This is a genomic window from Duncaniella sp. (assembly GCF_029056165.1).
GTDB lineage: Bacteria > Bacteroidota > Bacteroidia > Bacteroidales > Muribaculaceae > Duncaniella.
This window is the reverse complement of the sequence record NZ_JAIDBW010000012.1, coordinates 255,999-278,365: the sequence shown is the minus strand read 5'-3', so window position 1 is coordinate 278,365 and position 22,367 is coordinate 255,999. Positions and strand designations below refer to the sequence as shown.

Here is a 22,367-nt window from a genome sequence, read left to right as displayed (position 1 = left end):
TTTATTAGAAATTAAGTTTCACACGGAGGTTGAATGTACGGCCGTAGCTGTAGAACACCTGATATGCGTTCTGCCATGTGCCGACAGTACTGTGATCCGTGTAGGCATCCATGATGTAATAGTTGTTGAATGCATTGTAAACGTTAGCGGAGAATGTGCAACGCACGCCGTCAGTCACAGGGAAATTATAGCTTGCATTCAGGTCAAGCTGATTACCGAAGGGGATTTCCCAAGGCTTCTGAATCTGAAGAGGCTTCTTGTAGTCAATAGCAGTAGAGTTGCTGCTGTTTGAAAGCTTGAAGTCGCTGTAGTTGCGGGCATTGCAGAGCCAGTCACCACCGATACGGAAGCCCTTGAAAGGCTTGAACTGAACACCGATAGCACCTGTGGTCTGAGCCGAGCCACCGACCTTGATACCCTTCTGATTGATGGTAGCATAGATGTGATCCTCAGCAAAAGGAGTGGTGATAGCGGCCGGTTCGTTACGGCTGCCGAGACTTGCCAAAGCCTGACCCTGACTGTTGTAGTAGTAACCTACGGGGTCGTTCTGCCAAGTATTGTCGGCGTAAGCGAACATACCTGAAAGCTCAAACCATTTGGTGGGCTTATATACGAAGTTGAGTTCGAGACCCATGTAGCGTGAATCGACACCGTTCATGGTTGCGGTGTAACGGTCATTTTCATATTCGAGAGTACCGGTAGCGATAAGCGTACGGTCCTTCCACATGGTGTAGTATCCGTTGAGCTGAGCGGTGAACTTGGGTGAGTGGTACTCGTAGCCTACCTCGACAGCCTCTACCTTTTCGTTCTTGGGGTTGGGGTTGATAGCGTTAGAGTTTGCGGGCGATACGAACACACCATACTGAAGATAGGGTGCACGGGTGATGTAACCACCGTTGACGAACACGTTGTTATTACGGTCAATGTTGTAGTTGGCACCGGCCTTCACATTTCCTGCGAAGAATGTCTTTGAAGGAGATTTCTTGTCGGCCTCGTTAGCATAGAAGTTCTCGTAACGAGTATATGTGTTGAGGTTGGCTGCACCGGCGAGCACAAGGTTGAGCTTCTTGTCGAAGGCCTGATACTCGGCCTGAGCATACACACCCTCCTGCCAGATACGGCTGTCCCAGTCACGATAGACAACATCACCTACACCGAGCTTCTTGTTCTGATAAGCAAGCTTGTCAGCCTCGTTAGCAAAGGTGCGGAGGTTGTTGGAAGCGGAACGGTAGTAGTCGATGAAGTAAGCACCGTTGTAGAGGTCAGAGATCTCATTGGTGTGTTCACCATAATAGTAACGGACATCGACACCTGCTGTGATGGACAGATTGTCAGTAAGCTCGTTCTTATAGTTGGATACACCGCCAAACCACTTGTGGTTGTTGACAGAGTTTGACATGACCATGAGAGAACCCTTGGTACTGTTCTGGTTCATGAGCTGAATCTGATCGTAGGCAAACATACCGTTACCATGACGCAGCGAGTAGGTCACGCCGTTGTCCTCGATAGTATTCCAGTTAAGCTTACCGTTGGATGAACCATACCAGTAGCTATAGTAGGTAGAAGTACCTGTACCGATCTGAGCACCCTGACCGCTTGAACCGTAACCTGAACCGATTGAGGCATAGAGAACGGATGAGAGTGATGACTTGTGGTTGATCTGCCATACATGATTGAGCATCATGACAGGCTTGTTATATACGTTGTACTGTGATGACTTACGCTCACCGTTGAGGCCGAAACCGTAGGTGGGGTTGTAACGGTAAGCCTGACCCTTGGGCATATAGTTGCCTACAGTCTGCCATTCCTCAATCGAGAGACCGTCGTTCGAATTACGCTTGTAGTGAGTCTGAGGCGCACCGGTCACGGTAAGTGAGATCTGATTCTTATCATTGATGCGCTTCGAGATGTTGAGGAAGTAGTTGTACTGCTCGAATTCAGTACCCTGAATATAACCGTCGCCTGTCTTGCGTGACCCGAGGAAGGTAAGAGCCCAACCGTTCTTCATCAGGCCGGTCGAGAATGAAATACCGTAGTTCATCGAATTGTCATTGCCGAGGCCGTACCATGCCGTACCGCCTTTCTTGGCATCAAGACCCTTGGTGATCATGTTGATCGTACCACCGAACGAGGGAGAAGAGATGATTGTGGCACCGAGACCGCGCTGAACCTGCATAGAAGAGATCACGTCACCGAGACCTGACCAGTTGGACCAGTAGATACCACCCCACTCCATGTCGTTGACGGGTACACCGTTGACCATTGTAGCAGTGTTTGACGATTTGAAACCACGGATATTGATCTTGGCATCACCGAAGCCGCCGCCGTCCTTAGTAGCCCATACACCGGGAGTGGTCTTGAGCACTTCAGGAAGCTCCTGATTACCGAGTTTCATATCCAATGTAGCAGCATCAACAGCTGAAACAGCCACAGGAGTGCGACGGGTACGTGCGATTGACTGAGTAACCACTACATCCTGAAGCATCTGTGATTCGATTGCCATTGTAATCTCACCGAGATCGGCAGCCGCTTTGATGTTGAGAGGCTTGTAGCCGATGTAATTTACGTGAATGTCCTTACCTTTGGGCACATTCAGAGTGAAACGACCATCGATATCGGTAGTTCCGACGATGGATGTGCCGGGCACGGTGATTGTCGCACCGATGATCGGTTCGCCATCTTCACCGACAAGCACGCCACTACACTTGATGTCGTCCGGGGCAGCCAGTGCGGACATACATGTCAGCACGACGGCCGCTGCTAAGAGAATTAGTCTCCTAATCATAGAACTTGTTTGATTAGATTGTGAATAATTAGATTGGATTACTATAATTATAATTTGGTTTTACTTTGATTCTTTTTTTCAATGACACCCGTAACCGATAAACGGGGGGACATCAACTCTGATTCCGTTACGACAGCCGGAAGCAAAGATCCAAGGATAACCCCATGAATAAGGACACGTATATGACTCCCTAAGCTCTTCCGTCCGAAATTTTTCACAAAATTAATCATTGTCCACGATATAATGTTAAAAAAGCTTGTTAAATCTTTATATTTCACATAAAATATGAGTTCAAATGGGCATAATCGGATTCCATCCGTACCCTGATAGGGTTCACATTGGACATATTCTTGCTTTTTTCGGTTTTTATAACTAAGTTTGTAATGATTATTTTTCTTCTACGGTAAGAATGGACAGCACAAGCAAACGATATTACAAGATAAGCGAGGTGTCGGAAATGGTAGGGCTTCCAATGTCCACACTTCGTTACTGGGAGTCATTTTTTCCGACAATCAATCCGCAACGCAACGATCGAGGCACACGCTTCTACACACCGCGCGATGTAGAGACCATAAGGATGGTCGATTACATGGTCAAGGACAAGGGCATGAAACTGGAAGCCGTGCGCGAAGAGCTGAAACGCAACCGCGACGGTGTGGTGAAACGGTTTGAGACCGTCCAACGCCTAAAGAATGTCAGGGCACAACTCCAAGAGATGCTCGATTCACTCCATAAACTCCGATGAAAATATAGAAATGGCAACAACAAAATCCTCCGGTTTAAAAAGCAAGAAAAAGAAACAGCAATCATGGCTTCACCGCCACTCGCTCGGTCTCCTCATCGGAGTAATCGCTCTTTTCGCTGCAGGCGTGTCGGTATTGACATTCGTCTTTATCCCCTACTCCGGTCGTGACGGTAACAGTGAGTGGATCTACATACCGAAAGATATATCACAAGCTGCCGTAAAGGACTCGATGAAATCAAGTCTCGGTTCATCGATGGGCACACGCGTATATGTGATCTGGAAACTCATGGGTGGAAACTCCGAACGCTCACAAGGAGCGTATAAGGTCTCTCCGGGACAAAGCGCGCTCGGCATAAGCCGGCATATAGCCCACGGACGACAGACCCCGGTTGAAGTACGATTCAACGGCACGCGCACCATGAAGCAACTGTCGGAGCGCATAGCCTCGCAGCTTCAATGCACTCCTCAGGAATTCATGGAAGCATGTGAGGATGTGTTGCCCGACAGCGGATTCACCCGCCAGAACTTCCCGGCAGCTTTCCTGCCTGACAGCTATGAATTTTACTGGAGTGCATCTCCCCACAATATTGTCAAACGGCTTCTTGACTACCGTAACCGATTCTGGAATAAAGAACGTAGAGCCAAGGCTGCCGCTCTTGGCCTAAGCCCTACGGAAGTAGCCACTGTGGCATCCATCGTCGAGGAGGAAACCGCCAAAGCCGATGAAAAGCCGAAAGTGGCACGTCTTTACCTTAACCGTCTGCGGAAAGGGATGAAACTTCAGGCAGATCCTACTGTAAAATTCGCCACCGGTGACTTTAAGCTGCGCAGGATCTTGGGTAAACATCTCGCCATCGAATCTCCCTACAATACTTATAAGCACACAGGTCTGCCGCCCGGTCCTATCCGTGTACCGGCCTCGGCTACTATTGACGCCGTGCTGAACGCGCCGGAGCATAATTATATATATATGTGTGCAAAGGAAGATTTTTCAGGCTATCATAATTTCGCCTCGGATTACCAGACCCACATAGCGAATGCCCGCCGCTATCAGGCAGAACTTAACCGGCGCGGGATACATTAATGTCAAAACGACGAGATATCGATATAGTGCCAAAATAATCGAATTTAATTTGACACGCCTTAATGATTTTGAGTATATCAAATCGGTAAAATTGACCACTTTTTATAAAAATTGCGGATATTCTCGAAAACTTTACTTACCTTTGTGATTAATAATAAGTAACTCTAAAAAATTAAACGCGAATAGTTTTTCAGAGCTACTTATAGGACTAATCTTCTGTTATCCAATATCACATTATTCTTAGCAAGTCAATACTACCCAAGCATGCATCCGACATCAAATGAAAATATTATGCCGATGATAAGCGTGTTTCAGTCACTTTCCGAGATCCCGTCAGTGAAATTTCCGTCAAGACTTGACCAAATGATACTTGTGGTCTGTAAGCATGGTGAGATTTCAGCAGTAATCGACGTCGTGTCCCGCCGTATTGGACCGAGTTCGATCATGGTGCTCCGGCCGGGACATATCATCAGTCAATGTAAAACCAGCGCGGACTTCGAGGGATTTTTCATAATAGTTCAGGAAGAAAAACTCAACGAAATCCTGCCATCGCTACATTACGTGATTCCGTACAGCTTACATTACAATGCGAATCCGATAATAGAAATAACCGCCGAGGAGCTTGAGACCCAGACGCTCATCTACGAAATGCTACAGCGTCAGATCAGAGCTACCGACAGGCTGTTCAACAACATGGCCCTTAATTCACTCTGCGAAGTCCTCTTCTTCAACACTCTTGGGATATATGCTTCACGTGTAAACAAAACTAAGCACCATTCTCGCCGGGAGGAACTTCTCGCACAGTTCATCGATCTGATTGAAGCCAATTTCAAAACTCAACGTGCCGTCAATTTCTATGCCGAAAGACTGTTCGTGACTCCAAAACATCTTTCAGCCGTGTTGAAGGAAGTGAGCGGAAAGACTGCGGGCGAATGGATTGACCATCGTGTGATTCTTGAGGCTAAACTTCTTCTCCGCACCACCGGAATGAATATTCAGGAGATCAGTCTGGCACTGAATTTCTCCAACCAGTCATTTTTCGGTAAATATTTCAAACACCTGACAGGTCTATCGCCGCGCGACTACAGAAACAAGATCTCAGAAAACGCATGATGTAGCACAGACCAACATCAGCAACACTCCCGTACATAAAATAAATCTCGGATAATCTCCAATTAGCAAACACGTAAATTCTCTCCTGAACAGATGCATTACACAAAACTTCTTACACCGATCCTCGCAACGCTCTTGCTGTTGTTTTTATCACCTGTCATCCATTCAACGACGGTCAACGACACACCTATAAGCGGCACAAGCGATACCCCTATAAACGAAGATTCTTTTTACATGAAAAAGGTCGATGAAGCGGACAAGGCTTGCGCAGAGGGAAAATGGCGTGAGGCTGAAAGCGCACTCGTTGAGGCCCTACGCGAAGAACCCGGAAATCCATCGAACGTGCTGCTTATCTCAAATCTCGGCATCATACGCTACAACATGGGACAAGACTCGCTTGCAATCGCCACGCTTAATGAAGCCCACGCCTTAGCTCCGTCATCGGTAACAATTCTCTCGAACCGTGCGCGCATCCTTGCAGCCAACGGATATGACGATATGGCCTACGCCGACTATGACCGCATACTCAAACTCGACTCGATGGAAATCTCCGCCCGTCTCCCCCACTGTCTGTTCGCACTACGCCGCCATGCATTTGCCACAGCAAAAAAAGATTTTGAATTCATGCAGCGCAATTTCCCCGAAACGATTGACACAGAGATAGCCGGAGCTTCGGTTTTAAGCGGTACAGGTGAATTTGAAGCAGCCATCCCCTATTACAGCCGTATTCTCCAGAAACGCAAGGATGCTGAATACTATTCCGGACGTGCCTACTGCTATCTGCTCACCGGTTCGCTTCAGGAAGCGTCGGACGACATCAATGCCGCACTCGAACTTACACCTGACGACGGTGAACTTTTCCTCTACCGTGCAGCGTTAAATAAGATGCGTTATCGTCCGGCCGATGCCGAAGCAGATGCCCGAAGGGCGGTTGAACTCGGTGTGGATAAGGGACGAGCATCAAAATTTTTAAGCAAACCATTTCCTGACAATAAATAGAGAATCATCAAGACAGACATGACAGGAACAGTAATCAAAAATACAGGAAGCAGCTACACTGTCAGAACTGACGAAGGAGCGACAGTCAACTGCAAGATCAAAGGGAATTTCCGACTGAAAGGCATCAGAACCACCAATCCGGTGGCCGTCGGTGACCGCGTGACCATCACCGGTGACAAAGAGGAAAACAACTACATAACGGCAATCGAACCGCGTCGCAACTACATCATCCGCAAGGCTACCAATCTTTCAAAACAGGGCCACATACTTGCGGCCAATCTTGATCAGGTGTGTCTCGTCGTGACGCTCTTTCACCCTATAACCTCCACAACGTTCATCGACCGCTTTCTCGCTACTGCCGAGGCTTACCGCGTCCCGGCTATCCTCGTCATTAATAAAATTGACCTGCTGGAGGGAGATGAAGAGGCTCTTGAATATCTCGATGGAGTGTGCTATCTATATGAATCCATCGGTTATCAGGTGGTGAAGCTGTCGGCTAAAACCGGCGAAGGTATCGAGACGCTTTATGAGAAGCTCAAAGGTAAGACAACCCTGTTTTCAGGCAATTCAGGTGTCGGGAAATCCACGCTAATCAATGATCTCATACCGGGTCTCCAGCTGGCAACCGCCGAGATCTCCGACACTCATGACACGGGCATGCACACCACGACTTTCTCAGAAATGTTCCAGATACCGGATCTCGATCCTGAGAGCTTCATCATCGACACCCCGGGAGTCAAGGGATTCGGGACACTTGAATTTGACAAGCATGAGGTAAGTCATTTCTTTCCCGAAATATTCAAAGTCGGTGCTGAATGCCGCTATGGTGACTGCACGCACACACACGAACCCGGCTGTGCCGTCAGGGAGGCTCTCGAAAATCATCTGATAGCGGAATCGCGCTACGCCTCCTATCTTTCAATCCTTGAGGACTCGGAAGAGGATAAATATAGAAAAGGATACTGATATCCTAACAAGCGAATACTGTAATTAGCCACATTTTTACGAGCTGCTGATCACGGACGTCCCAGAGATGGCACATATACGTCCTGAGAGTTCGTCAAAAAGATCAAGCGGAAGAGAAACAGTGATCGAACAGGTGTTGTCAAATTCCTGTTCGATTATTTTTACGACTTCACGTCCACTCGCCGGATTCTGAGCCTTGAGCAGTTTCATGACATCGTTCATGGCAAGATAAGGGAATGTGAACGACAACGTAGTCATATCCTTACCCTCGATAATCTCGGCTGCCTCTATTGCGAGCCGTGCAGCTTCACGATATGCAGCGATAAGACCGGATGTGCCGAGCTTGATTCCTCCGAAATAACGCACCACGATGATCACGATATTAGTAAGCCCGAAGGAATTGATCTGTCCAAGGATAGGTTTGCCGGCCGTACCTGACGGTTCACCGTTGTCGGACGAAAGGAATTCCTTTCTGTCAGATCCTATCATATATGCCCAGCATACATGACGGGCATCATGATATTCATTCGTATAAAGAGCCACATACTCCTTTGCCTCCGCAGCTGTAGTCACAGGTATGGCAAAAGAGATGAAGCGGCTCATCTTTTCACGAAAAGCCGCTTCACTCTGTGAGGCTATGGTCAGATAATCAGCCAAAGTCGCAATAAATTAAAAAAAACATTACGTGAACAGACAAATGTCACGATACGATGAGCATGGCATCACCATAGACACCGAACTTGTATCCCTCCTTGACAGCCTTCTTGTAGGCATCCATCACGAGGTCATATCCACCAAAGGCCGCAACCATCATGAGCATGGTTGAATACGGAAGATGGAAATTGGACACAAGCGCATCAGTTACCGAGAAATCATAAGGCGGGAATATAAACTTGTTTGTCCAGCCTGAATAGGTCTTCATGTGGTCACCCATGCTGACAGAACTTGCAATGGCACGGAGCACGGATGTGCCGACCGCACATACACGGTGACCGGCATCCTTGGTATTATTCACGAGATCCACGAGCTCCTGATCGGCCTCCATCTCCTCGGAATCCATACGGTGTTTTGTAAGGTCCTCGACATCAATCTCACGATAGTTGCCAAGACCGCTGTGAATGGTTATGAAACCTTGATTGACGCCCTTGATCTCAAGACGCTTGAGAAGCTCGCGCGAGAAATGGAGTCCTGCACCGGGAACGATCACAGCACCCTCCTTACGGGCAAAAATGGTCTGGAAGCGTTCGGCATCCTCCTCATCCGGCTCACGATTGATATAGTGCGGGAGCGGAGTCGTTCCAAGTTTGTAAAGTTCCTTCTTGAATTCATCATGAGGACCGTCATAGAGAAAACGGAGCGTGCGTCCGCGCGATGTAGTGTTGTCGATCACTTCGGCCACCATTGATTCATCATCTCCGAAATAAAGCTTATTACCGATACGGATCTTGCGGGCAGGTTCGACGAGGACATCCCAAAGTTTATTCTCCGCACTTAATTCACGGAGCAGAAAGACCTCGATACGTGCACCAGTCTTCTCCTTGTTTCCATAAAGACGTGCAGGGAAGACCATCGTATCGTTATACACAAAGAGGTCTCCATCATCGAAGTAGTCTATAATATCCTTAAAGATCTTATGTTCAATCTCGCCTGTACGCCTGTTTACAACCATCATTCTTGACTGATCACGTTCGGGAGTGGGACGCTGGGCTATAAGCTCCTCCGGCAGACGGAATTTGAATTGTGAAAGCTTCATGCTGAAAAAATATCTTAAATAAGTCTTTTAATTAGAATTGTATGCGGCAGACGTTTTTTATTCAACGGACGCCGCCTGTTGGTCATCGTCAGGAAATGTAATCTCGGCATTACGGATCATCTCGACAGCCTCCTCGACAGAAAGGCATGATGAGATGCCGACGTCACCCACGCGGGTACGTCGCAACCCGATCAGGTGACCGCCTGAACCAAGAGCCTCACCGAGATCACGTGCGAGAGCACGAATATAAGTACCCTTGCTGCAGACTATGCGGAGAGTCATCACCATATCCTCCGGATTAAAGTCCAACAGCTCGATCTCGTCAATCACAAGCACCTTAGGTTTCAGCTCCACTTCGTGACCCTTACGTGCCATATTATAGGCTCGCTTGCCATCGACCTTGCAGGCTGAGAATGCAGGAGGTATCTGCTCTATCCTGCCGGTGAAACGCGGAAGGACATCAAGAATTGCCTCCCGTGTGATATGGGCGGTGGGATATGTCGCGTCAATCTCCGTCTCAAGATCAAAGGACGGTGTAGTAGCTCCGAGCTTTACAGTAGCGATATATTCCTTCACACCGGCCTGAAGTGATTCGATAAGTTTCGTGGCACGTCCTGTGACAACGACCATCACACCTGTAGCCAGCGGATCGAGAGTACCGGCATGGCCTACCTTGAACTTCTTACGGTGAAGACGGTGGAGCAGCACTCCGCGCAGTCGTTTGACCACATCGAATGAAGTCCATTCAAGCGGCTTGTCAATATATAGAATTTCTCCTGTAACGAAATCCATGTTTTATGAATGATTTTTACCAAACGATACAGAGGATACCGACACAGAGACAGTAAAGAGCGAACCAGATCAGTTTACCCTTCTTGACAATATCGAGCATCCATTTACATGCCAGACAGCCGACAATGAACGACGCGAGGAAGCCGACAACAAGAGGCAGCGTACCTACGGCCTCACCGATGCCCTCACCCGCCACAAGGTCTTTGGCACTGAGCAGTGCTTCTCCGAGAATAGGAATGATGACCATGAAGAAGGAGAACTGTGCAATCTTGTCGCGCTTGTCGCCGAGAAGGAGTCCAGTGGCGATAGTGGTACCGGAACGGCTAAGACCGGGAAGCACTGCAACAGCCTGCGCACAACCGATGACGAAAGCGTCCAGCCAAGTGATATCGTGACCCTTGATACCCTCCACACGCTCACGCTGCGGATTACGGAACAAGAAGGCGAACGTAAGGAGTATAGCAGTGACGAGAAGACAGATTCCGACCACACGCAGACCGTCGCCAAAGAACTGCTCTACGAAATCCTTAAAGCAAAGGCCGACGATAGCCACGGGAATACATGATAAAAGGATCTTGCAGACGTAGAAAAACTTATCGTCGCGCGCTACAGTGAAGAATGATTTACACAAGGGCACAAATTCACGCCAAAGCACCACAATCGTACTGAGCACAGTTGCAACATGGAGCACTATGTCAAACTCAAGTGCATCCGCACCTTCAAGTTTAAGACCGAGGATTTCGCGGCAGATTTCAAGATGACCACTGCTACTGATGGGAAGATATTCGGCAAGTCCCTGAACTATGCCTAAAATAAGAGCGTCTATGCAATCCATTTCTGAAACGGAGTAAATGATATTTTTTATTATTTAAAAACTTATTGGCCGTGACCAGACGACTCCACGACATAAAGTCAATGGAATTGACGTCAAGGAAACATGCTGATATTTGATTTGAGTGTCAGTCCTTCTTATTTTTAGGGCTATACATTATTGCAAATCCCATAAACACAAATCCAAGGAACGCGATGGTCGGTCCGACAACTATGCGGCGAGTGGAAAATATGTCAGGATTAAACGCATCCCATTCAGTAGCTCCTCCTGCCATCAAACAGAACCCAAGCACTATGAGCACTCCGGCAATAGCCATCAGGATAAAATTTGTTTTCAGCAACGGAAGACGGCTCTCGCTTTCCAACTGGAGACGAGACTCATCGCTCTCGCGCTTTGATACTGGTTTATTAGCCATTATTTCTAATTTAGTTATTTAAACATTTCATCATAAGGAAGCCGCAGATAACGGTTCGCGGCAAACAGTGCGGCAACAAGGCAGATGAGTACACCGGTCACCATAACACCAATCACCACCGCACACATTATATCCCAATCAAGCATGGCTCTCATCTCCTGCTCATACGAACGACCGTAGGCCACGGTAGCCAAAAGAGCCACGGATGCGATCAATCCTGCCACGAGTCCGTTGACAATATTATCAATCAGGAATGGACGGCGGATGAATGCCGGAGTCGCACCGACGAGTTTCATCGTATAGATCGTAAATCTCCGGGCATACACAGTAAGGCGGACAGTGTTGAATATCAGAATAAACGACACCGTCAGCAAAGCAACAGCCACAAAGATAAGAGCAAGCGATATGCTGCGCAGAGTAGAGTTGACACGATCAACCATAGCTGCGTGAACCTTGACTTCGCTAACCTGAGGCATGAGCATGACAGGACCGGTGAGCAAAGCTATGCTGTCGGACGATGCATAGTCAGGCTTTACCTTTACTTCAAGCTCTCCGACAAAAGGGTTGACACCTGCCAGCCGCACGATATCCTCCTCGTCACCGACCATCTTCTGCCAGCGGTCAAGCACTGTTTCAGGTGAGGAATAGATCACCTTACGCACACCTCCCGATCTTTCAAGGCCGTTTTTTACCGCAGAAATATCGGATGCTGTGACATCCTCATTGAAAAGCACCACAAAACCCATATTCTCCCTTATCCCCTCAGTGACTTTCCGAGCTGCGATACCCATCAATGCGGCAATCCCAAGGATAAAAAGCACCAACGCAACCGAGAGAGTCGCGGTGACACGGGTCGTGAACAATGGGATCAAGTGATGACGCTTCTTTGCCATGTTAAAGAATAAAGTGCAAATTTACAACCTGAATAATGCGATGTCAAGTGATTTAACTAAATTTTAACATCGTATTTTCTATTTGGTCATAATATATCGACAGATAGTGGCTGTCAGATCTATTTTCTTGCATACAGCCTCCATTTCTCAATCAAAGCTGTCATGTCGGGAGGAATCGGGGCGGAAAAAAACATCTCCTCACCCGTGTCGGGATGTACGAATCCGAGTGTGCGTGCATGAAGAGCCTGTCGGGGACATATCTCAAAACAGTTACCGACAAATTTCTGATAAGATCCGTTACGCTCTCCACGAAGGATCACATCACCACCGTAGCGGGCATCCGAGAAGAGCGGATGACCGATATGACGCATGTGGACGCGGATCTGATGTGTACGGCCTGTCTCAAGCACACACTTCACGAGTGCCACATGAGTGAAATCCTCCAGAACTTCATAGTGCGTGACGGCATGTTTTCCTGTAGGATCATCCGGTGGTAACACAGCCATCTGCAACCGGTCCTTAGGATTGCGCCCAATGTTGCCCTCAATCCTGCCTGACGAGGGCGAAGGTACTCCCCACACGAGGGCGTTATACTCTCGTTTGGTCGTCTTGTTGAAGAACTGTTTTCCAAGGTGAGTCTTTGCATCCGGAGTCTTTGCGACAACAAGCAGCCCCGACGTATCCTTATCGATACGATGTACCAGACCGAGACGGGGATCACTCACGTCATAATCAGGATTGTCGCGGAAATGCCATGCAAGCGCATTGACAAGAGTACCGGAATAATTACCGTGACCGGGATGCACCACAAGTCCGGCCGGCTTATTGACCACAAGCAGGGAATCGTCCTCATAAACTATGTCAAGAGGTATATCCTCAGGGATGATCTCCAGTTCATAGCGCGGACGATCCATGACCACTTGTATGACATCAAGCGGCTTGACACGATAATTTGACTTTACAGCCCGACCGTTGACCAATATGCAACCTGCATCAGCTGCCTGCTGGATACGGTTACGCGATGATTTCTCAAGACGGGTGACGAGATACTTATCGACCCTCAGGAGCTGCTGTCCCTTATCGACAGTGAAACGGAAATGCTCGTAGAGCTCACCGTTACCGCCGTCATCCACACCGTCAAGTTCGTCCATCTCATCGGCATCTGTGGCCGGAAGAATAACGGGGGTTTCCGTAGCTTTATCCTTTTCAGTATCTTTCATTAAATATCCTGTCTATTTATTCAAAAAGATTCAACTGGTCGGAAGCGGGGACGGATTCTTCTGATCCGACAGAATCAGTATCGACAACGATCTCATTTATCCCCTCCCCGACTTCAAGCTCGATGGTAGCGTTGACCGGGACACGTGCGCCGGGAGTAAGGCGATGACCTTTGTAATAGACCCCAAGCACAAGATCCTTGAATTCACTTGGGACACGCTTTTCAACAATATTCTTTATCTCCAGACCTTCGAGTATCGATTTTGCCTGTCTGATCGAGATATCCGTAAGCGTAGGGATCGTTGCCATCTTTGGGGAGAATGCATTGATGGTGAGATAGATCTCGCGCCCTTCCTTTACGACAGTTCCTAACTTCGGATTCTGATCGATGATCGTACCGGGCTTGGTTGACTTATCATAGACCGAGTCTGCAAGCACAGCGACAAGCCCCTCGGAGGCAAGCATACGGGCTGCGCTATCGTAGGTCATCAACTTGACCGATGGCACGGTGATAGTCTCATCGTGGCGTGTCCAGACCTTTAGCCAAAGCATGGCGAGCCATGCTATAGCTACGGCCACAACTATCATCAGCCCAATGTGGAGGAGGATTCTTTTCATACCTATATTATATATAATGGGGTTGTTCAGACCTATTAAACCGAGTGACTGTTCCGGGCGCCTGACGATCAATCACCGATAGCAATTGCAAAGACCTCGTCTATCGTGCGGACGTAATGGAAGGTGAGCCCTGAGATATAAACCGGCTTTATATCCTCGATGTTCTTGCGATTATCGGCACACAACACTATGTCCGTAATACCGGCACGCTTGGCAGCAAGAATTTTTTCCTTTATACCACCTACCGGAAGCACCTTTCCACGCAGCGTGATCTCGCCGGTCATTGCGAGACGGGATTTGACGGGACGGCCAGTAAGTGCCGAGAGGATCGAGGTACACATCGTGATGCCTGCCGACGGACCATCTTTAGGAATAGCCCCTTCAGGGACATGGATGTGAAGCTGACGGTTCTCGAAACTCTCCGGATCGACACCATAGCGTGCCGCACGAGCCTTCACCACCTGCGTGGCTATGACAGCAGATTCCTTCATCACATCGCCCAGATTACCGGTAATGGTGAGTTTTTCACCCTTACCTTGAGTGAACGACGATTCAATGAAAAGGATTTCACCTCCTACTGCCGTCCATGCAAGACCGGTTGCCACTCCGGGTGTATCCGAGACTTCGTATCTTTCAGGCGTGTAGCTTTCGACTCCGAGATAGCCCCGGAGATCATCCACATCGACATGGGTCTTGTAAGCCTCACCACGCATCTTACCGAGCACAATCTTACGCACCACTTTGGCAAGTTCCTTTTCGAGAAGGCGCACACCGCTTTCGCTCGTATAGCTTTCTATAATCTTCGTCAGAGCCTCGGTCGAGAAAGTGATCTCGTCCTTACCGAAACCGTTCTCGACGGCAAGACGCGGGACAAGATGCTTTCTCGCAATCTCGATCTTTTCTTCAGGAAGATATCCTGATATATCTATGATCTCCATTCGGTCCAGCAGAGGCCGGGGGATAGTTGAAAGCGTATTGGCAGTAGCGATGAAAAGCACGTGCGAAAGGTCATAATCCACATCCACATAATTGTCATGGAAATGGCTGTTCTGCTCCGGATCGAGCACCTCAAGCAGGGCTGATGACGGATCACCTTTGAAATCACTGCCTGTCTTATCAATCTCGTCAAGCAGAAGAACAGGGTTGGATGTACCTGCACGCTTTATCGCATCGATTATACGGCCGGGCATCGCACCTATGTACGTGCGGCGGTGGCCACGGATCTCGGCCTCGTCGTGAAGACCTCCGAGCGAAACGCGCTGATACTTTCTGCCGAGTGCCTTCGCTATGGACTGCCCTAAAGATGTCTTACCGACACCGGGAGCCCCGACGAGACAGATGATGGGCGAACGGCCTTCGGGAGTATTCATCATCACGGCCAGTTGTTCGAGAATGCGCTCCTTGACTTTTTCAAGACCATAGTGATCCTCATCAAGTACACGTTCGGCCGACTGGAAGTCAGCGTCAAGTTCCGAATATTTTCCCCAAGGCAGATCGGTGAGCAACTGGAGATAGGTATATTGTACGGAATAATCCGGACTCTGCGGATTCAGGCGACGGAGCTTCTCCAACTCCTTGTCGAACGTACGTTTGACGGCTTCAGGCAGGGCAAGCTTCTTTGCCTTATCCTCAAGAGCCTTGCAGTCATCGTCATCTCCGTAAAGCTCTTCACGAAGGACTTCAAACTGGTGCTGCAGGAACGCATTGCGCTGCTGCTCATCTATATTCTTACGGGCCTTTCGGTGAACCTCCGCACGGATCTCGGCCATTTCCTCGCTGTGTGCGAGATGACTGAGCAGCAACTGCGCACGCTCTTTCATGCGGTTTTTACGCAAAAGTTCTATCTTCACATCCGGCGGGAAAGGCGAATGCGTACAGATAATGTTGATCAGCAACTGCGGGCCGGGGATGTTCTCGATGTTGAAAGCGAGATCACTCATCTTGTCGTTCCCGGCATGAAGAATATTGAGTGTGGTCTGGCGTATGTCATCCACGAGGGCAATAAACTCCTTGTCGCTCGGACGCGATGTGCTGTCATGAATGGGCTTAACCTGTGCGGATAGTGCACCGGGAATCACTTGTCCCGCAGACGGGCCGGTGATCTTGATCTTCTCACGGGCCGCCAGTATGGCCGTATGTGTGCCGTCGGGCAAATCGAATGTCTTCAGCACGTCGGCCACAACGCCGAGATCATAGAGATCGGCAAGGCCGGGATGCTCGGTGGATGAATCGCGCTGACAGAAAATGCCGACCGGGATATGACGCTCTGCTGCGGCAGCTGCGGTGTGGACCGAACTTTCGCGCGCAAGAGTTATAGGGAATGTGACTCCGGGAAAGAGTACGAGATCGCGCATGGCGATTATGGGAAGATCCGCAAAATCGGGTACTGGACGTTCAGCCGGAACGCCTATGTCTATCTGACCTACTGATACTAATTTAGTGCTATCGTCTTTCATTTCTGAATGGTTGCAACTGTTCTTTCATGCTTCCTTTTCCTGAGTGGAAACGGGCAGGGCTGAAAATCGACCGCTATTCACAGCTAAGCATTCATTTACAGCCCGGTTCACGTTTTAGAAAACGCGACCCCAAAGGTAGTGATTTTTCCTCAATCTTTAACAATTGTCCAACCCCTATTTTGCAAAAGTACCGATAAAATAAGTCAATAAAACAAGTCAAGGATGTCGATCCCCACAACCCTACTAACCCGTAGATTTCAAATCGAAATGTCCATATCCCCATCAGTACAACCTCAAAATCAGCATAATTTCCATTAACTATTTTTAACCAAATTGCATTTTTTTATTTTTAACCATTCTTAGCTAACAATATGCCTTCCCCATTTATTCGATGCTTGACAATTTTTCATTCTCATGCCAACTCACACCACACATGCCATAGAAATGTGTTTTAAAGCAGACTGAATTCATTAGGTTTTTTGAAATTTTAACCCTAACTTTGCATCATAATCACGGGGCGCAATGCTCAAAAACATCAATTAAAACAATTCGCTCCGTGAAAGAAATAGAACTCTCAAATATACACTAAGAGACATTTGCATTATTAGACATTTATAAATCCACTGACGTTAAGTACTATGTGTAAGCAGCGAAGGATGACCGTGAGGCCACCCTTCGTTTTTTATTGTAAGTCCGATATGTATTTGAAGAATCGTGCGTGTGTATTTTAAAGGATCGGACTCAGCAGTCGGTAGATTGATTCCTGCACTTTCCGACGGCGGTCACGGCGGTTCCACTCCGCTATCTTTAGTTTGCTGCAATCCTTTGAATCTTCCTCGAAGCCCTGAGCAAGTATCCGGTTCGCTTCATTTGAGTACATGACAAGATTTTCCTCGAAATTATGCTCAAGACTGCGGAAGTCAAAATTAGTCGATCCGAGGGTGGAGAAATCATTATCTACGATAAGCACCTTTGCATGAAGCATCCCTGCCTCATAAAGATAGACCTTCACTCCGGCCAAAAGACATTCCTCCACGTAGCTGTGCGACGCATACGTCAATATGCGTGAATCGGAACGGCGCGGCATCATGACTCGCACATCCACTCCCGCAAGAGCCGCACTCTCAAGAGCCTTCATCAGCCCGTCACTCGGCAGGAAATAAGGTGTCTGCAACCACACCCTTCGCCGTGCCGTCGAAATAGCCTTGTAAAAAAGCAGCGTCATGTTTCCCCAGCGGTCGTTAGGGCCGGAGGCAAGTACCTGCAGCGTGGCATCGCTTACCTCTGCGCCATCATCTTTACTCCATCCGGCAACAGGGTCACAGAGCAGATCATGCCCCATGAACTTCCAATCCACAGCGAAATGATATTGCAGCGCACCTACACACGGACCGGTAATTCTTGCAGCCGTATCGCGCCATTTTCCTCCGTCAAAACTTCCCATATACCGTTCTGCCACATTCATGCCGCCGATATATCCGATCCTACCGTCAATCACCACAACCTTACGATGATTGCGCCAGTTCAGGCGGTTGACATGCGATGGGAACGACAGGCGGAAAAACGAATGTACCTCCACACCGTTCTCCTTCATTCGCTGAAAAAAATCACGTCGGCGTGCATCAAAAGAACCGATATAGTCATAGATTACCCTGACCTTGACTCCGGCACGCGCGCGCTCGATGAGAATATCCCTCAACTGACGGCCAAGAGGGTCAGAAGCTATGATGTAAAACTGCAGATTGATATATTCACGCGCCTTCTTGAGATCCTCGAACAACTCATCGAAAAAGCTTCGGCCGTCCGTAAAAATCCTTATATCATTTCCGGTATAGAGGTTGGCCCCCCCTATGCTGTAGGCAAGCCTTATGCGCTGTCGGTTTTCAGGTGATAGCTCACGGTCAAGCTTCGGAAGAGGCTGGGTTCCCTCGTGTTTGAGAAGCTTGCGGCGGTTGCGGCGTGAGATCATGCGGACATTCCTGATGCTTCTACCGAAAACAAAATAGAGGATTATACCTCCAACCGGAAAAAGCAGCAGAGCCGTCACCCAGCCCAAAGCTTTAAGCGGATTACGGTTCTCACTTATGACAATCCCGATGACACACAGAATCAGTATGGCGTAGCCAACTCCGAGACTCCACCACAGACCGCTCCAGCTAAGGGTGATAAATTCCGTGTGCATAATTGAGGTTTGCTTGACCACAAAGTTAAGGTATTATTCCAAATTTATCAACCCATATTGACAAAAATCAAGAAATTATTCATAATTTCGTGCTCCGATCTCCAGCTATTTTTCAATTAAGATGTCGCATGGATGTCTCTTCGGCTTAACTTGCCCTAATCTTCAGCTATCATGTCGTCACATGACTCTCTAAGATTTATGAATAGTTTAGCCAACACGTCCGCTCCGGCTTCACATTTGTTATCAAACAATCTCTAAACCCTTACAAATAGATGTTTTCAGGATTTCTCCGCGTAGCCGCAACTGCTCCGACAGTGCGTGTGGCCGATGTCGATTTCAATCTGTCACAGATTAAAGCAAAACTTCTCGAACTTGAAGATTCCGGTGTGGAAGTTGCCGTCTTTCCCGAAATGTGTCTCACGGCTTACACATGTGCTGATCTTTTCCATAGTTCTACTCTGCTTGATGCCGCTTCCCACGCGCTTATCGAACTCCGCGACATGTCCAAGGACCTGAATATACATTTTGCTGTCGGACTGCCGGTCAGATATGAAGGTGCGCTCTACAACTGCGCCGCATTTATCCGCAACGGACGCGTAGATCTCGTAACAAAAACATATATTCCCAACTACAACGAGTTCTACGAGCGTCGTTGGTGGCGTCCGCTACCCCTCGGCCAAGATGTCGAGGTAGAAATCTGTGGCGAAATTTTTACCATGTCATCAGGCCGGATCTTCAACTCACACGGGACCAAGATAGGAATCGAGATCTGCGAAGACCTTTGGGTACCCGTCCCGCCCTCATCACGTCTCGCCATGAAGGGGGCAACCCTGATACTGAACCTCTCAGCTTCAGATGATCTAATAGGTAAATATGCCTACCTCCGTTCGCTCATCAGCCAGCAGTCCGCGCGTTGTCTGTGTGCCTATGCCTATGCTGGTGCCGGATGGGGAGAATCATCCACTGACCTCACGTTTGACGGCAAGGCCATCATCGCAGAGAACGGAACCGTATTGCAGGCAAACCAACGCTGGAATCCAGCCGACAATACTGCTATTGCGGACATCGACGTCGAGGCACTCGAACGTGACCGTCTCCACATGACCACCTTCGCTGACTGTGCTCAGGCTGAATGCGAGGGCATAACATCTGAATCGCCGAAAGAAAATACACCGAAAGATAGCGGGAATAAATCAGCATCTGACCGAAAACTCCTCCGCTATATCGACCCGCACCCCTTCGTACCGGAATCACAGACAGCACGCCATGAACGTTGCGAAGAGATCATCAACATTCAGGTGGCCGCTCTTGCAAAGAGACTCGACGCGATCCACTGCTCATCGCTCACAGTCGGTATTTCCGGCGGTCTTGACTCAACTCTCGCCCTTTTGATCGCCGTGGGTACTTTTGACCGCCTGCATCTTGACCGTAAGGGTATTATCGGTGTGACAATGCCCGGATTCGGCACCACATCACGCACCCACAACAATGCCGTCGAACTGATGGAAGGACTCGGAGTGAGCATACGCGAAATCTCAATTGCTCCGGCCGTGACACAACACTTCAAAGATATCGGTCATGATCCCGAAATCCATGACGTGACATACGAGAATTCGCAGGCACGCCAGCGCACATTGCTGCTGATGGACATAGCAAACCAGACCGGCGGCATCGTTCTCGGCACAGGTGACCTCTCGGAACTCGCACTCGGCTGGGCTACCTACAACGGCGACCACATGTCAATGTATGGTGTCAATGCCGGAGTACCAAAAACACTTGTAAAATATCTTGTCGGCTACTTTGCCGATGAGGCCGCGCCGGATTCCATTGTCCGCCGCTGTCTCCTTGACATTATCGACACACCTATCAGTCCGGAGCTTATCCCTGCCGACAGTGAAGGAAACATAAAGCAAAAGACCGAAGATCTCGTTGGACCATACGAGTTGCATGACTTCTTCCTTTATTACACCTTGCGCTTCGGGTTCACACCGGACCGCATCTTCCTCCTCGCCCGCCATGCATTCACTCCTGAACAGTATTCCGACGACGTGATCCGCCACTGGCTCTCCACATTCTTCCGCCGTTTCTTCAACCAGCAGTTCAAACGCTCATGCTTGCCCGACGGACCTAAAGTCGGATCTGTATGCCTCTCGCCACGCGGCGACTGGCGTATGCCCTCCGATGCATCATCCGCTCTGTGGAAACTACACTAACATATACTTCTGATCTTCGTTTTCTGCATTCACTACTTACCTCCCCCCAATGAAAAAACTCGGTCTGCTCCCGCGCATACTCATCGCCATAGTTCTCGGTATCGCCATCGGCTATGTCTCACCGCTCTGGTTTGCTGAAATCATGGCCACATTCAATGCCATATTCTCCCAGTTCCTCGGATTCATGATCCCGATGATCATTGTCGGCTTCGTTACTCCGGCTATTGCCGATATCGGTGGCCGTGCGGGAAAACTGCTCGTAGTAACCGCTGCGATTGCCTACTTTGCCACATTCTTTGCCGGACTTCTCTCCTACTTCACCGGAATCCTGACCTTCCCCTCCCTGATCGGAGGTGAAGAAGGGATTGCACTGACGGAAAGCACCCCTTCCATCCAACCATTCTTTACCATTGAAATGCCACCGCTGATGACAGTCATGACTGCCCTTGTACTCGCTTTCATGCTCGGACTCGGAATGGCTTTTCTCAGCGGCAACGCTCTGCGCAGAGGGTTCGGAGAATTCCGTGATATTGTGTCGAAAACTATTGATGCAGCCATTCTCCCACTGCTCCCAATCTACATTTTCGGCATATTCCTCAACATGACGCTTGAAGGTCAGGTAGGCATGATCCTTAAATGTTTCATGAAGATAATAGTTGTCATCTTCATACTCCATGTGCTTATTCTCGTGATCCAATATTGTGTGGCCGCACTGTTTGCAAAGAAAAATCCGTTCTGGATGCTGCGCACCATGATGCCAGCCTACTTTACGGCTCTCGGCACACAGTCGTCTGCAGCTACTATCCCGGTAACCCTCCGGCAAGCCATCAAAATGGGTGTCAGCGAGGATATCGCAGGATTCGTCGTCCCACTCTGTGCCACGATCCACATGAGCGGCAGCACACTCAAAATCGTAGCTTGTGCGCTCGCGCTCATGATCATGCACAATCAGCCCCATGACCTCGGACTCTTCTGTCACTTCATCGGAATGCTCGGCATTACCATTATAGCCGCGCCGGGTATTCCGGGTGGAGCTATCATGGCCTCCATCGGTCTCCTCCAGTCAATCCTTGGTTTCGACGAGCAGATGGTAGCTCTCATGATCGCGCTTTACATTGCTATGGACAGCTTCGGTACAGCCTGCAACGTAACCGGCGACGGTGCGCTTGCCGCCATAATTGACCGTCTTTTCTCGAAAAAGACTCCGGCAAAACCAACTGCAGAAACGTCTAATCTGTAAGTAGCTCAATTCTGGTAATTTATCTTTTCCAAAAAGCATTGGACATCATTTTTTTAATTTTTG

General features: G+C 48.8%; 18 protein-coding genes. 7 read left to right on the top strand and 11 right to left on the bottom strand.

The window, feature by feature from the left end; all coding sequences use genetic code 11:
• Nucleotides 1–4: 4 nt before the first annotated feature.
• On the bottom strand, nt 5–2,785 hold the full coding sequence (locus tag K2G41_RS03065; RefSeq protein WP_300114237.1) for a TonB-dependent receptor plug domain-containing protein: 2,781 nt from the start codon (nt 2,783–2,785) through the stop codon (nt 5–7).
• A gap of 409 nt (nt 2,786–3,194) precedes the next feature.
• On the opposite strand from K2G41_RS03065, the gene K2G41_RS03060 reads away from it, so the two are divergent.
• The 5 genes from K2G41_RS03060 (at nt 3,195) to rsgA (ending at nt 7,692) form a co-directional block, all read left to right on the top strand.
• The gene (locus tag K2G41_RS03060; RefSeq protein ID WP_300114235.1) at nt 3,195–3,530 is read left to right on the top strand and encodes a MerR family transcriptional regulator; all 336 of its coding nucleotides are present in this window, start codon (nt 3,195–3,197) and stop codon (nt 3,528–3,530) included.
• Between the two features lie 10 nt (nt 3,531–3,540).
• A complete protein-coding gene (gene mltG, locus K2G41_RS03055; protein ID WP_300114232.1) occupies nt 3,541–4,614 on the top strand; it encodes an endolytic transglycosylase MltG in 1,074 nt (357 codons plus the stop codon).
• Between the two features lie 291 nt (nt 4,615–4,905).
• On the top strand, nt 4,906–5,727 hold the full coding sequence (locus K2G41_RS03050) for a helix-turn-helix transcriptional regulator (RefSeq protein ID WP_300114229.1): 822 nt from the start codon (nt 4,906–4,908) through the stop codon (nt 5,725–5,727).
• A gap of 93 nt (nt 5,728–5,820) precedes the next feature.
• A complete protein-coding gene (locus tag K2G41_RS03045) occupies nt 5,821–6,726 on the top strand; it encodes a tetratricopeptide repeat protein (protein WP_300114226.1) in 906 nt (301 codons plus the stop codon).
• An 18-nt stretch (nt 6,727–6,744) separates the two neighbouring features.
• A complete protein-coding gene (gene rsgA, locus K2G41_RS03040; RefSeq protein ID WP_300114222.1) occupies nt 6,745–7,692 on the top strand; it encodes a ribosome small subunit-dependent GTPase A in 948 nt (315 codons plus the stop codon).
• A 36-nt stretch (nt 7,693–7,728) separates the two neighbouring features.
• Here rsgA and K2G41_RS03035 read toward each other — a convergent pair whose 3' ends face one another.
• The 10 genes from K2G41_RS03035 to cls all read right to left on the bottom strand — a co-directional run bounded on the left by K2G41_RS03035 (nt 7,729) and on the right by cls (nt 18,851).
• Entirely contained in the window at nt 7,729–8,349 is a 621-nt protein-coding gene (locus tag K2G41_RS03035) for a YigZ family protein (protein ID WP_300114219.1), read from the bottom strand.
• 43 nt (nt 8,350–8,392) lie between these two features.
• Nucleotides 8,393–9,445: a tRNA preQ1(34) S-adenosylmethionine ribosyltransferase-isomerase QueA gene (gene queA, locus K2G41_RS03030; protein ID WP_300114216.1), complete on the bottom strand. Its 1,053-nt coding sequence runs from the start codon at nt 9,443–9,445 to the stop codon at nt 8,393–8,395.
• Between the two features lie 57 nt (nt 9,446–9,502).
• Nucleotides 9,503–10,237, bottom strand: coding sequence for a tRNA pseudouridine(55) synthase TruB (gene truB, locus K2G41_RS03025; RefSeq protein WP_300114214.1), 735 nt, complete (start codon nt 10,235–10,237; stop codon nt 9,503–9,505).
• A gap of 16 nt (nt 10,238–10,253) precedes the next feature.
• The gene (locus K2G41_RS03020) at nt 10,254–11,072 is read right to left on the bottom strand and encodes an undecaprenyl-diphosphate phosphatase (protein WP_300114211.1); all 819 of its coding nucleotides are present in this window, start codon (nt 11,070–11,072) and stop codon (nt 10,254–10,256) included.
• Nucleotides 11,073–11,196: 124 nt separating this feature from the next.
• The gene (locus K2G41_RS03015; protein ID WP_300114208.1) at nt 11,197–11,484 is read right to left on the bottom strand and encodes a DUF3098 domain-containing protein; all 288 of its coding nucleotides are present in this window, start codon (nt 11,482–11,484) and stop codon (nt 11,197–11,199) included.
• Between the two features lie 14 nt (nt 11,485–11,498).
• Nucleotides 11,499–12,377 (bottom strand): permease-like cell division protein FtsX, encoded by an 879-nt coding sequence (locus K2G41_RS03010; RefSeq protein WP_300114206.1) that lies wholly within the window; start codon nt 12,375–12,377, stop codon nt 11,499–11,501.
• A gap of 119 nt (nt 12,378–12,496) precedes the next feature.
• Nucleotides 12,497–13,528, bottom strand: coding sequence for an RluA family pseudouridine synthase (locus K2G41_RS03005; protein WP_300114589.1), 1,032 nt, complete (start codon nt 13,526–13,528; stop codon nt 12,497–12,499).
• A gap of 85 nt (nt 13,529–13,613) precedes the next feature.
• Nucleotides 13,614–14,213, bottom strand: a complete 600-nt coding sequence (locus tag K2G41_RS03000) for a PASTA domain-containing protein (protein ID WP_300114203.1) — start codon at nt 14,211–14,213, stop codon at nt 13,614–13,616.
• A gap of 68 nt (nt 14,214–14,281) precedes the next feature.
• On the bottom strand, nt 14,282–16,669 hold the full coding sequence (gene lon / locus K2G41_RS02995; RefSeq protein ID WP_300114200.1) for an endopeptidase La: 2,388 nt from the start codon (nt 16,667–16,669) through the stop codon (nt 14,282–14,284).
• A 727-nt stretch (nt 16,670–17,396) separates the two neighbouring features.
• A complete protein-coding gene (gene cls, locus K2G41_RS02990; protein WP_300114197.1) occupies nt 17,397–18,851 on the bottom strand; it encodes a cardiolipin synthase in 1,455 nt (484 codons plus the stop codon).
• 272 nt (nt 18,852–19,123) lie between these two features.
• Here cls and K2G41_RS02985 point away from each other — a divergent pair, with 272 nt between their 5' ends.
• The gene (locus tag K2G41_RS02985; RefSeq protein WP_300114194.1) at nt 19,124–21,064 is read left to right on the top strand and encodes an NAD(+) synthase; all 1,941 of its coding nucleotides are present in this window, start codon (nt 19,124–19,126) and stop codon (nt 21,062–21,064) included.
• A gap of 49 nt (nt 21,065–21,113) precedes the next feature.
• Entirely contained in the window at nt 21,114–22,304 is a 1,191-nt protein-coding gene (locus tag K2G41_RS02980) for a dicarboxylate/amino acid:cation symporter (protein WP_300114191.1), read from the top strand.
• The last annotated feature ends 63 nt before the right edge of the window (nt 22,305–22,367 follow it).

Bases quoted from the DNA above. Each gene is read 5' to 3' on its own strand.
- K2G41_RS03065 (WP_300114237.1), bottom strand. From the start codon at position 2,785: ATGATTAGGAGACTAATTCTCTTAGCAGCGGCCGTCGTGCTGACATGT.
- K2G41_RS03060 (WP_300114235.1), top strand. From the start codon at position 3,195: ATGGACAGCACAAGCAAACGATATTACAAGATAAGCGAGGTGTCGGAA.
- mltG (WP_300114232.1), top strand. From the start codon at position 3,541: ATGGCAACAACAAAATCCTCCGGTTTAAAAAGCAAGAAAAAGAAACAG.
- K2G41_RS03050 (WP_300114229.1), top strand. From the start codon at position 4,906: ATGCCGATGATAAGCGTGTTTCAGTCACTTTCCGAGATCCCGTCAGTG.
- K2G41_RS03045 (WP_300114226.1), top strand. From the start codon at position 5,821: ATGCATTACACAAAACTTCTTACACCGATCCTCGCAACGCTCTTGCTG.
- rsgA (WP_300114222.1), top strand. From the start codon at position 6,745: ATGACAGGAACAGTAATCAAAAATACAGGAAGCAGCTACACTGTCAGA.
- queA (WP_300114216.1), bottom strand. From the start codon at position 9,445: ATGAAGCTTTCACAATTCAAATTCCGTCTGCCGGAGGAGCTTATAGCC.
- truB (WP_300114214.1), bottom strand. From the start codon at position 10,237: ATGGATTTCGTTACAGGAGAAATTCTATATATTGACAAGCCGCTTGAA.
- K2G41_RS03020 (WP_300114211.1), bottom strand. From the start codon at position 11,072: ATGGATTGCATAGACGCTCTTATTTTAGGCATAGTTCAGGGACTTGCC.
- K2G41_RS03015 (WP_300114208.1), bottom strand. From the start codon at position 11,484: ATGGCTAATAAACCAGTATCAAAGCGCGAGAGCGATGAGTCTCGTCTC.
- K2G41_RS03010 (WP_300114206.1), bottom strand. From the start codon at position 12,377: ATGGCAAAGAAGCGTCATCACTTGATCCCATTGTTCACGACCCGTGTC.
- K2G41_RS03005 (WP_300114589.1), bottom strand. From the start codon at position 13,528: ATGGACGAACTTGACGGTGTGGATGACGGCGGTAACGGTGAGCTCTAC.
- K2G41_RS03000 (WP_300114203.1), bottom strand. From the start codon at position 14,213: ATGAAAAGAATCCTCCTCCACATTGGGCTGATGATAGTTGTGGCCGTA.
- lon (WP_300114200.1), bottom strand. From the start codon at position 16,669: ATGAAAGACGATAGCACTAAATTAGTATCAGTAGGTCAGATAGACATA.
- cls (WP_300114197.1), bottom strand. From the start codon at position 18,851: ATGCACACGGAATTTATCACCCTTAGCTGGAGCGGTCTGTGGTGGAGT.
- K2G41_RS02985 (WP_300114194.1), top strand. From the start codon at position 19,124: ATGTTTTCAGGATTTCTCCGCGTAGCCGCAACTGCTCCGACAGTGCGT.
- K2G41_RS02980 (WP_300114191.1), top strand. From the start codon at position 21,114: ATGAAAAAACTCGGTCTGCTCCCGCGCATACTCATCGCCATAGTTCTC.